The sequence below is a fragment of the Plantibacter sp. ME-Dv--P-095 genome, assembly GCF_030209365.1.
GTDB lineage: Bacteria > Actinomycetota > Actinomycetes > Actinomycetales > Microbacteriaceae > Plantibacter.
Genome location: NZ_JARVSB010000005.1, coordinates 74,728 through 89,666, shown reverse-complemented (window position 1 = coordinate 89,666; position 14,939 = coordinate 74,728). Strand labels below are relative to the sequence as shown.

Annotated in this window: 15 protein-coding genes; 8 read left to right on the top strand and 7 right to left on the bottom strand. The window is 67.9% G+C overall.

Translation table 11 applies throughout. The features are described from left to right. Window positions 1-93: 93 nt before the first annotated feature. Genes qcrB through ctaE form a run of 4 tightly spaced genes read right to left on the bottom strand, consistent with a single transcriptional unit; the run spans window position 94 to window position 4,378 of the window. Window positions 94-1,728: a cytochrome bc1 complex cytochrome b subunit gene (gene qcrB, locus QRN26_RS07870; RefSeq protein WP_056005486.1), complete on the bottom strand. Its 1,635-nt coding sequence runs from the start codon at window positions 1,726-1,728 to the stop codon at window positions 94-96. Beyond that, window positions 1,725-2,810, bottom strand: coding sequence for a cytochrome bc1 complex Rieske iron-sulfur subunit (gene qcrA, locus QRN26_RS07865; protein ID WP_056005489.1), 1,086 nt, complete (start codon window positions 2,808-2,810; stop codon window positions 1,725-1,727). The genes qcrB and qcrA overlap by 4 nt, the downstream gene beginning before the upstream one ends. A 35-nt stretch (window positions 2,811-2,845) precedes the next feature. Beyond that, window positions 2,846-3,691 carry a cytochrome bc1 complex diheme cytochrome c subunit gene (gene qcrC / locus QRN26_RS07860; RefSeq protein WP_285036107.1) on the bottom strand — a complete coding sequence of 282 codons (846 nt, stop codon included), beginning with the start codon at window positions 3,689-3,691 and terminating at the stop codon, window positions 2,846-2,848. 18 nt (window positions 3,692-3,709) lie between these two features. Beyond that, entirely contained in the window at window positions 3,710-4,378 is a 669-nt protein-coding gene (ctaE, locus tag QRN26_RS07855) for an aa3-type cytochrome oxidase subunit III (protein ID WP_082455740.1), read from the bottom strand. Window positions 4,379-4,521: 143 nt separating this feature from the next. On the opposite strand from ctaE, the gene trpD reads away from it, so the two are divergent. The 5 genes from trpD to QRN26_RS07830 all read left to right on the top strand — a co-directional run bounded on the left by trpD (window position 4,522) and on the right by QRN26_RS07830 (window position 8,371). After that, window positions 4,522-5,583 carry an anthranilate phosphoribosyltransferase gene (gene trpD / locus QRN26_RS07850; RefSeq protein WP_285036105.1) on the top strand — a complete coding sequence of 354 codons (1,062 nt, stop codon included), beginning with the start codon at window positions 4,522-4,524 and terminating at the stop codon, window positions 5,581-5,583. A gap of 118 nt (window positions 5,584-5,701) precedes the next feature. After that, on the top strand, window positions 5,702-6,703 hold the full coding sequence (gene dhaK / locus QRN26_RS07845; RefSeq protein ID WP_056005499.1) for a dihydroxyacetone kinase subunit DhaK: 1,002 nt from the start codon (window positions 5,702-5,704) through the stop codon (window positions 6,701-6,703). A 4-nt stretch (window positions 6,704-6,707) separates the two neighbouring features. Continuing rightward, window positions 6,708-7,352 (top strand): dihydroxyacetone kinase subunit DhaL, encoded by a 645-nt coding sequence (gene dhaL, locus QRN26_RS07840; protein ID WP_056005503.1) that lies wholly within the window; start codon window positions 6,708-6,710, stop codon window positions 7,350-7,352. Continuing rightward, a complete protein-coding gene (gene dhaM, locus QRN26_RS07835; RefSeq protein ID WP_285036104.1) occupies window positions 7,349-8,056 on the top strand; it encodes a dihydroxyacetone kinase phosphoryl donor subunit DhaM in 708 nt (235 codons plus the stop codon). Before dhaL ends, dhaM begins: the two co-directional genes overlap by 4 nt. Before the next feature lie 33 nt (window positions 8,057-8,089). Continuing rightward, the gene (locus tag QRN26_RS07830) at window positions 8,090-8,371 is read left to right on the top strand and encodes a hypothetical protein (RefSeq protein WP_157579774.1); all 282 of its coding nucleotides are present in this window, start codon (window positions 8,090-8,092) and stop codon (window positions 8,369-8,371) included. A gap of 22 nt (window positions 8,372-8,393) precedes the next feature. On the opposite strand, the gene QRN26_RS07825 is transcribed toward QRN26_RS07830, so the two are convergent. Further along, on the bottom strand, window positions 8,394-8,972 hold the full coding sequence (locus QRN26_RS07825; protein ID WP_082455742.1) for a TetR/AcrR family transcriptional regulator: 579 nt from the start codon (window positions 8,970-8,972) through the stop codon (window positions 8,394-8,396). A 277-nt stretch (window positions 8,973-9,249) separates the two neighbouring features. Continuing rightward, window positions 9,250-11,622 (bottom strand): ATP-binding cassette domain-containing protein, encoded by a 2,373-nt coding sequence (locus tag QRN26_RS07820; RefSeq protein WP_285036102.1) that lies wholly within the window; start codon window positions 11,620-11,622, stop codon window positions 9,250-9,252. 170 nt (window positions 11,623-11,792) lie between these two features. Between QRN26_RS07820 and QRN26_RS07815 the strand changes: the two genes are divergently transcribed. Beyond that, window positions 11,793-12,386, top strand: a complete 594-nt coding sequence (locus QRN26_RS07815; protein ID WP_285036100.1) for an HdeD family acid-resistance protein — start codon at window positions 11,793-11,795, stop codon at window positions 12,384-12,386. Between the two features lie 69 nt (window positions 12,387-12,455). Here the strand turns inward: QRN26_RS07815 and QRN26_RS07810 are convergent, their stop codons facing one another. Next, window positions 12,456-13,220 (bottom strand): SDR family oxidoreductase, encoded by a 765-nt coding sequence (locus QRN26_RS07810; RefSeq protein WP_056005521.1) that lies wholly within the window; start codon window positions 13,218-13,220, stop codon window positions 12,456-12,458. Between the two features lie 195 nt (window positions 13,221-13,415). Between QRN26_RS07810 and QRN26_RS07805 the strand changes: the two genes are divergently transcribed. Then, window positions 13,416-13,913: an NfeD family protein gene (locus QRN26_RS07805; RefSeq protein WP_056777361.1), complete on the top strand. Its 498-nt coding sequence runs from the start codon at window positions 13,416-13,418 to the stop codon at window positions 13,911-13,913. Then, a complete protein-coding gene (locus tag QRN26_RS07800; RefSeq protein ID WP_056777362.1) occupies window positions 13,910-14,935 on the top strand; it encodes an SPFH domain-containing protein in 1,026 nt (341 codons plus the stop codon). Before QRN26_RS07805 ends, QRN26_RS07800 begins: the two co-directional genes overlap by 4 nt. The last annotated feature ends 4 nt before the right edge of the window (window positions 14,936-14,939 follow it).

Sequence of the window (14,939 nt, the reverse complement as noted above, 5' to 3'; positions counted from 1 at the left end):
CGATGGTCTCCAGCGTCACGCGGTCTGCACGTCGGGAATGAGAGAAGCCCCGCAGTCCGTGTGGACTGCGGGGCTTCCGTCGTGGGGTGACGACTAGTGGTGGTCGCCGTGGGAGCGTTCGATCTCCGTCTGCGTGACCGGAGCGATCCGATCTTCGAAGAACCAGCGCGACATGGCTGCACGGGCCTTCTGCACGCCAGTGATCTTGCCCTTGGCGTTCGGACGGATCATCAACGGCTTGTGGTCGTCGTAGCTCGCCAGACGCCAGCGCTCGTACTCGTCCACCGGCTCGTGGACCTCGATGAACTCGCCACCGGGGAGGCGGACGATGCGTCCGGTCTCGTAACCGTGGAGGAGGATCTCGCGGTCCTTCTTCTGCAGCGCCAGGCAGGTCCGCTTGGCGAGGAAGTACGCGATGACCGGTCCGAGGATGAGGATGGCCTGCAGCGTATGGATCACGCCTTCCATCGTCACCTTGAAGTGGGTCGCGATGATGTCCGAGCTCGCGGCTGCCCACAGGGCGGCGTAGAACGTGACGCCGGCAGCACCGATGGCGGTGCGGGTCGGCGCGTTGCGCGGGCGGTCGAGGATGTGGTGCTCGCGCTTGTCACCGGTGATCCACGCCTCGACGAACGGGTAGATGAACACCGTGACGATGAACAGGCCCAGGACGAGGACGGGAAGGATGATGTTGAACGAGAACGTGTGGTCCAACAGGACGAACTCGAGGTGCGGTGGCACCAGGCGGAGCGCCCCGTCGGCGAAGCCGATGTACCAGTCGGGCTGCGTACCCGCGGAGACCGGTGAGGGGTCGTACGGGCCGTAGTTCCAGATCGGGTTGATCGTGAAGAGCGACGCGATGAGCATCACGACACCGAAGACGATGAAGAAGAAGCCACCCGCCTTCGCGGCGTACACGGGGAGGACGGGGAAGCCGACCACGTTCTGCTCGGTGCGACCGGCACCCGGGAACTGCGTGTGCTTGTGCACGACGACGAACACCAGGTGCAGGGCGATGAAGAGCAGCACCAGCGCGGGGAGCAACAGGATGTGCAGGGTGTAGAGCCGGCCGACGATGTCGGTGCCTGGGAACTCACCGCCGAAGAGCAGGAACGTCGTCCAGGTGCCGATGATCGGCAGACCCTTCACCATGCCGTCGATGATCCGCAGACCGTTACCGGAGAGCAGGTCGTCGGGGAGCGAGTAGCCCGTGAAGCCCTCGGCCATCGCCAGGATGAAGAGGACGAAGCCGATCACCCAGTTGAGCTCGCGCGGCTTGCGGAACGCTCCGGTGAAGAAGATCCGCAGCATGTGCAGGCCGATGGACGCGACGAACAACAGCGCTGCCCAGTGGTGCACCTGACGCATCAGGAGGCCACCGCGGATGTCGAACGAGATGTCGAGGGTCGACGCCATGGCGACCGACATCTCGATGTTCTTCAGCGGGACGAACGAGCCGTCGTAGTGCACCTCGGCCATGGAGGCCTGGAAGAAGAAGGTGAGGAACGATCCCGACAGCAGGATGATGACGAAGCTGTAGAGGGCCACCTCACCGAGGAGGAACGACCAGTGGTCTGGGAAGATCTTGCGACCGAACTCCTTGACGGCGACCGAGATGGACGTCCGTTCTTCGAGGTAGTTGGCTGCAGCGCCGGTGAAACCACCGGAGCTCTTCGCCGGAGCGGCCTTGGCCTGCTCAGGGGCGCGTGTTGCGGTCGAGGTGCTCAATGACGCTCCCAGAAGCTCGGGCCGACAGGTTCGTGGAAGTCGCTCCGCGCGACGAGGTAACCCTCATCGTCGACGGTGATCGGCAGCTGCGGGAGCGGCCGGGCGGCCGGTCCGAAGATGACCGCGCAGTGGTTCGTGACGTCGAACTGCGACTGGTGGCAAGGGCAGAGGAGGTGGTGCGTCTGCTGCTCGTACAGCGCCACCGGGCACCCGACGTGGGTGCAGACCTTGGAGTAGGCGACGATGCCGTCGTAGGACCAGTCCTTCTTGGACTCCTCCTCGACGAGATCCTCGGGCTTCAACCGCATGAGGAGGACGATCGCCTTGGCCTTCTCGTTGAGGACGTGCTCGGCCTCGTGGAGGTTCTCGGGGATGACGTGGAAGGCGCTTCCGAGCGTGACGTCGGACGCCTTGATCGGCGTGCCGGAGGGGTCGCGAGCGAGACGCGTTCCTTCCTTCCACATCGTGTGCTGCATGAGCTCGACCGGGTCCTCGTCGTACGGCGCGAGGCCGCGGAAGAGGGCGATGCCGGGGAGCGGGAAGACGATGAGCGACCCGATGAGGCTGTTGCGGATGAGCGCACGGCGTCCGATGCCGGACTCGACGTTCGCCTCGTGCATGATCTCGACGGCACGATCGCGGCTGACCTGGTTGCCGCCGACCTTGTGGCGGTAGTCGATGCCCTCCTCGTCGTGCATGAGGGCCTTCCCCCAGTGCACGGCGCCGATACCGATCGCGAGCAGGGCGAGCGCCATGCCGAGACCGATGAAGAGGTTGTTCAACCGGACGGATCCGATGTCCTCGGGCTCGATCGGGAACGCCATGTAGGCGGCGACCGCCCAGACGCTGCCGGCGATCGACAGGTAGAAGAGGGTGTAGACGGCGCGCTCGGCCCGCTTGTCCTTCTTGGGGTCGAGGTCCGTGACGCGCTTCCGGTGCGGAGGCAGACCAGGGTCGGCGATGGCATCGCGGGCGATGACCCCGGTGCCGGTCGCGACCTGCAGCTCCTGCCCGTGGGCGGACGGATCGGCAGACGAGTCGGCGGTCGGGTGACCCGAACCGCTCGAGTTGTCGTGAGCCATTGTGCTCCTTCTTACGTGTTGTCGATCCGCGTCGGTCAGTTCGACTTCGCGGTGATCCAGACGGTGAGGGCGACGATCGAGCCGAGGCCGAAGATCCAGAGGAACAAGCCCTCGGAGACGGGGCCGAGCGAGCCGAGGTCGTTACCGCCCGGTGACGGGTTGGCCTCCATGAACTTGAGCGCGGTGATGATGTCGCGCTTGTCCTCGGGGGAGAGGTTCATGTCGTTGAAGACCGGCATGTTCTGCGGGCCGGTGACCATGGCCTCGTAGATGTGCGCTTCGCTGACGCCCACGAGCGAGGGAGCGTACTTGCCCTCGGTCAGGGCGCCACCGGCTGCAGCGACGTTGTGGCACATGGCGCAGTTGATCCGGAAGAGCTGTGCTCCGTTGGAGGAGTCGCCGGCGGCGTCGAGGTACTGCTCGTCGGGGATCTCCGGGCCGGGGGCCACCGAGGCGACGTACGCGGCCAGCGAGGAGATCTGCTCCTCGGTGAACTGCACGGGCTTCTCGGGAGCCTGCGGGCCCTGGTTCTGCAACGGCATGCGACCCGTACCGACCTGGAAGTCGACCGCGGCAGCGCCGACGCCGAGCAGGCTCGGTCCGGCGGTCGTGCCCTGCATGTCGAGTCCGTGGCAGGTGGCGCAGTTGGCCGAGAACAGCTTCTCGCCCTCGTCGACCGAGGCCTGGGACTTCGCGGCGGCGACGGGCTCGGCGCTGGCCGTGCTGACGCTGACGGCCGCGTACGCTCCGCCGGTCACGAGCAGGCCGATCGCGAGGAGTGCTGCCGAGGCGAAGGGGCTGCGGCGACCGCTCTTGCGGTTCGTGCGAGCGGTCTTCTTGGACGACTTGGTGGCCGTCGGCTGGGTGGGGTCAGTCTTCATGGAGTCAGTCATTCCGGGTTAGCGCAGGATGTAGATGACGAAGTAGAGGCCGATCCACACGACGTCGACGAAGTGCCAGTAGTACGAGACGACGATGGCGCTCGTCGCCTCCTTGTGGCCGAATCGCTTGACCGCGAAGGCGCGGCCGATCACGAGGAGGAAGGCGATCAGGCCGCCGGTCACGTGCAGGCCGTGGAAGCCGGTGGTGAGGTAGAACGCCGAGCCGTACGCGTTCGAGCTGAGGGAGATGCCCTCGCTGACGAGCGTCGCGTACTCGAGCACCTGGCCGGCGACGAAGACGGCGCCCAGGGCGTAGGTGAGGAAGAACCACTCGACCATGCCCCACTTGCGTGGGCTCCAGCCCGTCATGCGGGGCTGCATGCGTTCTGCCGCGAAGACGCCGAACTGGCACGTGAACGACGAGGACACGAGGATGATCGTGTTGATCGTCGAATACGGGACGTTCAAGCGGCCGGCTTCGGCCGCCCACAGCTCGGGAGCCATCGATCGCAGCGTGAAGTAGATCGCGAAGAGGCCGGCGAAGAACATGACCTCGCTGCCCAGCCAGACGATCGTTCCAACGGCGACCGTGTTCGGTCGGTTGATCCGGGGCGCGCTCGGCGCGAGGTTGATTGAGGTGCTCGTCACCCCTCCATTATGGCCGATAGCGCGAGCGGTTTTTCGCATTTCGGAGGCGACGATGACGTACGGAGCAGTAAGGCTATCCTTATTTCCTGACCGGGATCTTCGGTTCTGCTGCGGAATTCATGTGATCCTCGCCGGGTGGAGCGCCCCGGGCCACGGCGGGTCGCGCTTGTAAGATCGTCGTCATGCCTCTCACGACCTGGCCGACGCTCATCGGCGACCTGCTCGCCGGAACCGATCTCAGCGTGTCCGAGTCCACGTGGGCCATGGAACGCATCATGACGGGGCAGGTCACCGACGCCCAGCTCGCCGGATTCCTCATCGCACTGCGGAGGAAGGGGGAGACGGTCGACGAGATCGTCGGGTTCCGTGACGCGATCCTCGACCACGCGATGCCGCTCGTCGCACCGTCCCGCGCGCTCGACATCGTGGGCACCGGCGGCGACCGGTTCGGGACGGTGAACATCTCGACCACGGCTTCCATCGTCGCTGCGGCGACCGGCATCCCCGTCATCAAGCACGGCAACCGCGCCGCGAGTTCTGCCTCCGGCTCGAGCGACGTGTTGTCGGCCCTCGGCGTCGACCTGGCGTTGCCGACGGAACTGGTGGGGGAGGTGCTCGCAGCCACGGGCATCACCTTCGCCTACGCCGCCGCCTTCCACCCGGGCTTCCGCCACGCCGGCGCGGTGCGCGCGGAGCTCGGCGTTCCGACCGTCTTCAACTTCCTCGGCCCGCTCGTCAATCCTGCTCGACCGGAGGCCTCCGCCGTCGGCGTGGCGCATGCCGACCGGATCCCGCTGTTCGTCGGGGTGTTCCAGACGCGCGGAGCCACCGCGCTCGTCTTCCGTGGCGACGACGGTCTCGACGAGCTCACCACGACGGGACACAGTCACCTGTGGGAGGTCACGCGCGGTGCCGTCACCGAACACGACCTCGATCCGCGCGAGCTGGGTATCCGGCGCGCGACGATCGACGACCTGATCGGCGGCGACGCCCAGCACAACGCCGGTGTCGTCCGGGCGACCCTCGCCGGCGAGGAGGGCCCGGTCCGCGACATCGTGCTCTTGAACGCGGCCGCCGGGATCGTGGCGTTCGAACTCTCCGAGGATCCGACGCAGGCCCAACGGCCGATCCTCGACCGGTTCGCCGCCGCGTTGCTGTCCGCGGCGGGCGCGATCGACTCCGGCGCGGCGACGGCCAGACTCGACGCCTGGGTCGAGGCGACCCACGCCCTCGGTTCGCGCTGATCGACGCCACGACCACGCCCGACCGGGCCCTACCGGCGGCGCGGCCCAGCGCGTAGGTTGAGACCCGATGCCGGCGCACCCGGCCGGCGGTCCCGAACCGATCTTGCAGGAGGATTCAATGAAGAAGCTCATCAATGATCCGAAGGACGTCGTCGCTGAGGCGGTGGCCGGCTTCGGAGCCGCGCACGCCGATCTCGTCTCCGTGTCCCTCGACCCCGTGTTCATCACGCGCGCGGACGCGCCGGTCGCCGGGAAGGTCGGGATCGTGAGCGGCGGAGGGAGCGGACATGAGCCCCTCCACGGCGGATTCGTCGGGTTCGGCATGCTCGACGCGGCGGTGCCCGGGCCGGTCTTCACCTCACCGACGCCCGACCCGATCGTCGCCGCGACCAAGGCCGTGGACGGGGGCGCCGGGGTGCTCCACATCGTGAAGAACTACACGGGGGACGTGCTCAACTTCGAGACCGCGGCCGACCTCGCGCTGGCCGAGGGGATCGAGGTGCGATCGGTCGTCATCGACGACGACGTCGCCGTCAAGGACTCGCTCTACACCGCCGGACGCCGCGGCGTCGCCGGGACCGTCCTGGTGGAGAAGATCGCGGGTGCCCGGGCAGAGGCCGGGGGAGGGCTCGACGAGGTCGCCGAGGTCGCCCTCAAGGTCAACGCGCGGACGCGCACGATGGGTGTCGCTCTCACCCCTTGCGTCGTCCCGCACGCCGGTGAGCCCAGTTTCACCCTCGCCGACGACGAGATCGAGATCGGCATCGGCATCCACGGCGAGCCGGGTCGCGAACGTATCCCGTTGGAACCGGCGGACCGTATCGTCGACCGGTTGCTCGGCGCCATCCTCGAGGATCTGCCGTATGCGCCGGGTGAACGGGCGCTCGTCCTCGTGAACGGCATGGGCGGGACGCCGCAGCTCGAACTCTTCATCGTGTACCGCCGCGTCGCCGAAGCCCTCGCGGAGCGGGGGATCGAGGTCGCCCGATCGTTGGTCGGCAACTACACGACGAGCCTCGAGATGCAGGGGGTGTCGATCACCCTCCTGAAACTCGACGACGAATTGACCGAATTGTGGGACGCGCCGGTGCAGACCGCCGCGCTCCGGTGGGGACGGTAGACGGATGGCACTGGATGGAGCCTGGGCGATCGCCTGGATGCGGGGGAGTGCTGCGGTGATCTCGGAGCGCCGCGTGGAGCTCATCACGCTCGACCGCGACATCGGCGACGGGGACCACGGTGAGAACCTCGACCGGGGGTTCTCTGCGGTCCTCGGGAAACTGGACGGGCAGCCGGCCGACGCGACGCCCTCGGACATCCTGAAGCTCGCGGCGACGACGCTCATCTCCACGGTCGGCGGCGCCAGCGGACCGCTGTACGGCACGGCACTGCTGAAAGCGTCGATCGCCGTGGCGGGGAAGGCCGAGTTGGATGCGGACGCCGTGGTCGCCTTGCTGACGGCGGCGCGCGACGGGATCGTGCTCCGAGGCAAGGCGACGACCGGCGACAAGACCATGGTCGACGCCTGGACACCGGCCGTCGACGCTGCCGCGGACGCCGCCGCCGCGGGGGAGACCCCGGGCGGCGTCCTCGCTGCCGCCGCTACGGCGGCCCAGGCCGGTGCCGTGTCGACCGAACCGCTCGTGGCGCGGAAGGGGCGCGCAAGCTACCTCGGTGAGCGTGCGATCGGCCATCGCGATCCCGGCGCGCAGTCGACCGCGTACCTGCTCGGTGCGGCTTCGGCGGCGGCATCGGGGGAGACTGCATGAGCGGCGGACCCGTCGGACTCGTCTTCGTCTCCCACAGCGCGCTGATCGCTGAGGGACTCGTCGACGTGGCCCGCCAGATGGCCCCCGACGCCGCTCTGGCAGCGGCCGGAGGCACCGACGACGGTGGGATCGGCACCAGCTTCGCGCTGGTCTCCGCCGGGATCACCGCCGTCGATGCCGGAGCCGGCGTCGTGGTCCTGTGCGACCTCGGCTCGGCGATCCTGACGGCCGAGACCGCGCTCGACTTCCTCGACGACGCTGTTCGCGCGCGAGTCCGCATCGTGGACGCCCCGCTCGTGGAGGGAGGCGTCGCCGCGGCCGTCGCCGCCCAGACCGGTCGGTCGCTCGACGAGGTCGTCGCTGCCGCCCGGTCCGCCGCCGGCCGACCGGACATGGACGCCCCGAGGACGGAGACCGGATCGGCGACGGCCGGGCCGACGGACACGCCCCACGCCGCAGCGACGGTGACGCTGCGCAACAAGGACGGTCTCCATGCCAGACCCGCTGCAGAGTTCGTGCGGTCCGCCAGCAGGTTCGCGGCGAACGTCGTCGTGAACGGCAAGGACGCGAAGAGTCTGCTCGGGATCATGTCGCTCGGCCTCGTGAAGGGCGCCGAGGTGCATCTGCAGGCCGACGGGGTCGATGCCGAAGACGCCGTCCAGGCGCTCACGTCGCTCATCGAGTCCGGCTTCGGTGAGGCGTGAGGTCAGCTCCGTCGACGCCGGGCGGAGCACCTCGTGCGCGTCGACGCAACCGGGTGGGCGGTGGGGGAGCGGCGGCGTAGCATCACCCCCATGGATGAACAGACGAAGACGTCGGACACCGATGACCGCCCCTGCACGGTCTGCGGCCATCCGCTCGCCGAGCACACCTTCGATCGGTCCTCGGACCACGATCACTTCATGACCTGTCCGACGCAGGATCGACTGCCGGACCCGGCGGAGTCGTCCATCCCGGTCAACGAATTCGGGATGCCCCTGTGGGAAGAGGACCCGGACCGACAGGCTCCGCCCGCCTGACGACGCGTGGGGTCCTGCCGGGTCACCCCAGATCGAGGAGCGATCGGACGGCGACGCTCAGGCGGCCGGCGGGCCGCTGCTCGTCATCGTCGACGGCCTCGCCGTCGATGATCCATCGTGTCCATCGGGCCAGGCGCTCCGGTGGGACATCCGTGCGTGCGGCTCGGGTGCGCACCGCTTCGGTGATGTGCTCCAGGAGGAAGCGGTCGACGAGCTCCGCCTCCTCGACGAGGACGGCTCTCACCTCGGGGAGGTGTGCGGCACCGTGGACCGCTCGGGCGAATCCCGCCTGACGCTCGGCGTCGTGCTCGCGGTCGAGTGCCGTGAGGTAACTCGCAAGGGCCGGCTTCCCGCGGCCGGTGCGCGTGGCGCGGTGGAGGTGTTCCTCGGTCCACGCGGCACTGGCTCGGAGCAGGGTGAGCAGGATGTCGATCTTCGTCGGGAAATAGTGGAACAGGGTTCCGGAGGAGACACGAGCCGCTCGGCAGACGTCGGCCGTCGTGGTGCCTTCGAATCCCTGGGCGGCGAAGCACCGGTATGCCGCGGCGAGGATCACGGTCTGTCGTTCCGTGAAGCGCTGCTGGTCCACTACACGGGGCATGAGCGCCTTCCTGGTTCCTAGAGCGTGCGCTCTAGAGTGAACGCTCTAGGAATTCTAGCCTGGTGAACCAGGGATTACCGTCCGGAAACCGGCGTGGCGGTTCGGCGTACCCGTCCACGCGGACACCGCACGAGCCGGAGATGGAAGGAGGGCCCTGGATCACTGAATTGACATAATGTGCATTATCAGCTCTTTTCAGCCCGCCGCGAGCGGGGTCGGATCAGCTCACCAGGTCACGGATCACCGAACCGGAAATCGCTTTGACGGTCAGCCTGCGTCAGGCGCCCACGTACCGCGCCAGATGTTCTGCAGTCAGGGTCGATCGCGCTTCGATGAGCGCTCCGGGCGTCCCGGCGAACACCAGGCGCCCGCCGTCGTGACCCGCGCCGGGCCCCAGATCGACGATCCAGTCCGCGTGAGCCATCACCGCCTGATGGTGCTCGATGACGATCACCGACTTGCCCGAGTCCACCAGGCGGTCGAGCAACCCGAGCAGCTGTTCCACGTCGGCGAGGTGCAGGCCCGTCGTCGGCTCGTCCAGGATGTAGACGTCGCCGGCGTCGGCCATCTGCGTCGCCAGCTTGAGCCGCTGGCGTTCACCGCCCGACAGGGTCGTCAACGGCTGGCCGAGGCTGAGGTACCCCAGTCCGACATCCGCGAGTCGTGCCAGGATCGCGTGTGCGGCGGGCGTCCGGGCCGGCCCCTCGTCGAAGAACACCTCGGCCTCTGTCACGGACATGGCGAGCACGTCACTGATGTCCCGCTCCCCCAAGTGATATTCCAGAACGGAAGCGTCGAAGCGGCGGCCCTCGCACACCTCGCAGACGGCCGAGACGCTCGCCATGACACCGAGATCGGTGAAGACGACACCGGCACCGTTGCAGTTCGGGCAGGCTCCGGCCGAGTTCGAGCTGAACAGCGCAGGCTTCACACCGTTCGCCTTCGCGAACGCCTTGCGGATGGGCTCGAGTAGGCCGGTGTAGGTCGCCGGGTTGCTGCGACGCGAGCCGCGGATCGGGCTCTGGTCCACCGTCACGACGCCCGGACGTCCGGCGATCGAACCGTGGATGAGGGAGCTCTTCCCTGATCCGGCGACGCCCGTGACGACCACCAGGACGCCCAGTGGTACGTCGACGTCGACGCCCTGGAGGTTGTGCCGATCTGCTCCGCGGACCTCGATGACCCCCGTCGGACGACGTACATCCGGCTTCAGTGCCGCCCGGTCGTCGAGGTGGCGTCCGGTGAGGGTGTCGCTGGCCCGCAGACCGTCGACCGTCCCCTCGAACATCACCTGTCCCCCGCTCCTGCCGGCTCCGGGGCCGAGGTCGACGACGTGGTCGGCGATCGTGATCGTCTCCGGTTTGTGTTCCACGACGAGGACGGTGTTGCCTTTGTCGCGGAGTCGCAGGAGGAGTTCGTTCATCCGCTGGATGTCGTGGGGGTGCAGTCCGACGGTCGGCTCGTCGAAGACATACGTCACATCGGTGAGTGACGATCCGAGATGGCGGATCATCTTGGTCCGCTGTGCTTCGCCACCCGAGAGGGTACCGGTGGCACGGTCGAGGGACAGGTACCCCAGCCCGATGGCGACGAAGGAGTCCAAGGTCTCCTGGAGGACCGTCAGCAGCGGCCGCACCGACGGCTCGTCGAGCCCCCGGACCCACGCCGCGAGGTCGCTGATCTGCATCGCGCACAGCTCCGCGATGTTCCGTCCGGCGATACGGGAGCTCCGTGCGCCCTCGCTCAGACGGGTCCCCTGGCACGCGGGACAGGTGGTGAAGGTGACGGCACGGTCCACGAAGGCGCGGATGTGTGGCTGCATCGCCTCACGATCCTTCGAGAGGAAGGACTTCTGCACCTTCGGGATCAGACCCTCGTAGGTCATGTTGATGTCGCCGACCTTGACCTTCACAGGCTCCTTGTGGAGGAAGTCGTGGAGCTCGCGCTCCGTGTAGTCCTGGATGGGTTTGTCCGCGTCGAGGAAGCCGGACCCGGTGAAGATGCGCACACCCCACCCGTCCGGCGTGTAGCCGGGGATGGTGAGCGCGCCCTCGTTGAGCGACTTCGTGGCGTCGTAGAGCTGGGAGCGGTCGATGTCGTTCACCGTGCCCATGCCCTCGCACTGCGGGCACATCCCGCCGGTGATCGAGAAGCTCCGCCGCTCCTTCGTGCTCTGTCCCCCACGCTCGATGGTCACCGCTCCGGCGCCGCTGATCGAGGCGACGTTGAAGGAGAACGCCTGCGGCGATCCGATGGCCGGGTCTCCGAGCCGACTGAAGAGGATGCGCAACATGGTGTTCGCGTCGGTCGCCGTGCCGACCGTCGACCGCGAGTTCGAGCCCATCCGCTCCTGATCGACGATGATCGCCGTGGTGAGGCCTTCGAGCACGTCGACGTCCGGGCGTGCCTGCGACGGCATGAAGCCCTGGACGAAGGCGCTGTAGGTCTCGTTGATCATGCGCTGGGACTCGGCCGCGATCGTCCCGAACACGAGCGAGCTCTTCCCCGAGCCGGACACACCGGTGAAGACCGTCAGGCGACGCTTCGGGAGCTCGACGTCGACGTTTCGGAGATTGTGCTCACGGGCGCCCTTGACCCGGATCACGTCGTGGGTGTCGGCGACCCGGGTGTCATGCGATGCGGCGTCCATGGCGATCAGCGTAGCCGCCGTGCTCGGTCGGCGTCCGACCGACGAAGGCGGCCGTCGAGGTGACTTCCGAGGTCATGCTGGGAAAACCCTGTACGGATGCGTCACACTGATGGCAGGCGGTCCGATCGCTCGGAGGCGCCACCGCACCGTCCACCTGTCAGGAGCCGACCATGACCGAACCGTCCGTGACCACCTACACCTTGAATGCGGCGAAACTCACCGCCGGGCAGATCTCCGGCGTCCGTTGGGCGTTCGCCGTCGGCGGTGTCCTCACCATCCTCCTCGGAGTCTTCCTGCTGCTCGCGCCGAAGGCTTCGCTCGTCGCCGTCGCCTGGATCTTCGCGATCTACTTCCTCATCGCCGGGATCACCCGCATCGTTCGCGGCGTCCTCGCGCGGGAGCACGGTGGACTCTGGAGGGTCCTCACCATCGTGTTCGGCGTGCTGCTCCTCGCGGCAGGCGTCTACATCGTCATCGACCCGTTGCTCGGTATCGGCGCGCTCGTCTTCGTGATCGGCCTCTCCTGGATCGTCGAAGGCGTCGCCTCACTGTTCGACGCAGCACCGGACGTGTCGCGGTGGATCACGGTCCTCTACGGGGTGATCAGTGTCGTCGCCGGCGTGTTCGTGCTCGCGAATCCGCTCCTCGCCGCCTTCACGCTGCTGCTCGTCACTGCGTTCTTCCTCATCGCCGCCGGCGTCGTCGAGATCATCCAGGCGGTCACCTTCGGTAAGCAGGTGAAGCGGGCCGGGCTCGCCGGCTGAACACGGCCGGAACACGCAGGACGCCCGGGCTCTCGTGAGCCCGGGCGTCCGTCGTGCGATGGGTGTCGACTATTCGGCGATGAAGTCGCTCGTGTCGCCGACGTACCGGGTGTGCTGCGCGGGGATCGGCTCCACCGCGGCTGCGGCGACCTCCGCAGCGAACTCGCCGACGTTGTAGAGACGTCCGGCCGACTCCTTGCGCGAGCTGATCGCACCAGGGTTCGCGCGTTCCAGCAGGGTCGCGGTGATGGTCCCCTCGATCATGTCGCCCGACACGACGACGAAGTCGACCCCGGCAGCGTCGAAGGTGTCCTGCTTGGCGCGGAGGGCGTCCTCACCGGCTCGCTTGGAGGTTGCGACGGGCACGTACTCGGGCATCGTCGGGGTGGTCCGGATGAAGTGCGCCTGGTGGCTCGTGACGAAGACGATCCGTGAGCCCGGGCGCAGCAGCGGCATGGCGTGCTCGACCACGCTCACCTGGGCGTCACGGTTGAGCTGCATGGCGTAGTCCTCGGCCATGCCGCTCTCCATGCCTCCGGAGGCGTTCAGGACCAGGACGTCGAGGTCGCCCAGCTCGGCTTTCGTCGTCGCGAACATCGCGGCGACCGAGGCCGGGTCCGTGAGGTCGGCTCCGACGACGACCGCCTGCACACCGAGCGCCCGCACCTCGTCGGCGAGCTTGACGGCGCGCGCCTCCTTGTTGCGGTAGTTGATGACCACGTTCGCGCCGGCGCCGGCGAAGTATCGGATGGTGTCTGCGCCGATGCCGCGCGACGAGCCCGTCACGAGGACGTTCTTCCCGGCGAGGGATCCGGCGGCCAGAGGGTTCGTCACGGGAGGGCTCCTTCAGTTCTGGGGCCGCTCGTCGGCGGCTGGTTCCAGCCAACGACCCTACCAACAACCGGACGGACGGATCCGGTCGCGCGCACGGTCCACCTGATAGCGTTGCTGACGACCGGCGCACCGTCTCGCGCTCCCCCGGGTCACGAGGCGGCAGTCGCACGAGCCGATCCGGGAGGAATCCACATCATGGACGTCATCACCGAGTACGCCTGGATCGCCTGGCTGGTGGTGATCCTCGTGTTCGTCATCATCGAGATCCTTTCGCTGGAGTTCACCTTCCTGATGCTCGCGCTCGGAGGCGTCGTCGGGTTGCTCTCCGGCCTGGTCGGAGCCCCGTGGTGGTTGCAGCTGCTCATCGCCGCGGCCGCCGCCGTCCTCCTGCTCCTCGCCGTCAGGCCGCCCCTGCTCCGAGCGTTGCAACGCGGCGCGGACCCGGCCAGGAGCAACATCGACGCGCTGCTCGGCATGCCGGGGCTCGTCATGTCCACGGTCACCCCGCACGGCGGCCAGGTCAAGCTCGGCAACGGCGAGGTCTGGACCGCCCGCACCCCGCTGGACTCCCCCGCCTCCTCGCTGGAGCCAGGCACCCGCATCATCCTGTCCGTCGTCGACGGCGCCACCGCCGTCGTCGTCCCCGTCCCAACCCACCCGACCCCGTCGGGCGAGCAGAAGGAGCAGTCGTGAACGACATCTCATCAGGAGCGATCATCGGCTGGGTGATCGCCGCCATCGTCGTCATCTTCGTGCTGGTGGTGCTGTTCCGCTCCATCCGCATCATCCCGCAGGCCAGTGCAGGCGTGGTCGAACGGCTCGGGAAGTACCACAAGACCCTCCTGCCGGGCTTGAACCTCCTCATCCCCTTCATCGACCGCCTGCGGCCGCTCATCGACCTCCGCGAGACCGTCGTGTCGTTCCCGCCCCAGCCGGTGATCACCGAGGACAACCTCGTCGTCTCGATCGACACGGTCGTCTACTTCCAGGTCACCGACGCTCGTGCGGCCACCTATGAGATCGCGAACTACCTGGGTGCCGTCGAGCAGCTCACGACGACGACCCTCAGGAACGTCGTCGGTGGCTTGAACCTCGAGGAGGCGCTCACCAGCCGGGACGAGATCAACAGCAAGCTCCGGATCGTCCTCGACGAGGCGACCGGCAAGTGGGGCATCCGCGTCGGCCGCGTCGAGCTCAAGGCGATCGACCCGCCGCTCTCGATCCAGGACTCGATGGAGAAGCAGATGCGCGCCGAGCGGGATCGCCGAGCGCTCATCCTGACCGCGGAGGGAACCAAGCAGTCCGCGATCCTGACCGCGGAGGGTGCCCGACAGGCGGAGATCCTCCGCGCCGAGGGTGACGCGCAGGCCGCCGTCCTGCGGGCGCAGGGTGAGGCCTCGGCCATCCAGACGGTCTTCAAGGCCATCCACGACGGCGACCCGGACGAGAAGCTCCTCGGGTACCAGTACCTGCAGATGCTCCCGAAGCTCGCCGAAGGTCAGGCCAACAAGCTCTGGGTGATCCCGAGTGAGCTGACGGAAGCACTCAAGGGCATCGGCTCCGCGTTCGGACCCGGCAACACGCGCGACCCCGCGGCTGCCGCTCGGTCTGCTGCCGCGGCCGCCGCCGCACCGCCCTTCACGCCGTCGACGTCATCGTCCCAGGCGCCGTCGGCCTCGGCGTCGACGCAGGTACCCGGCCACCCGGAGTCCTGAGCAC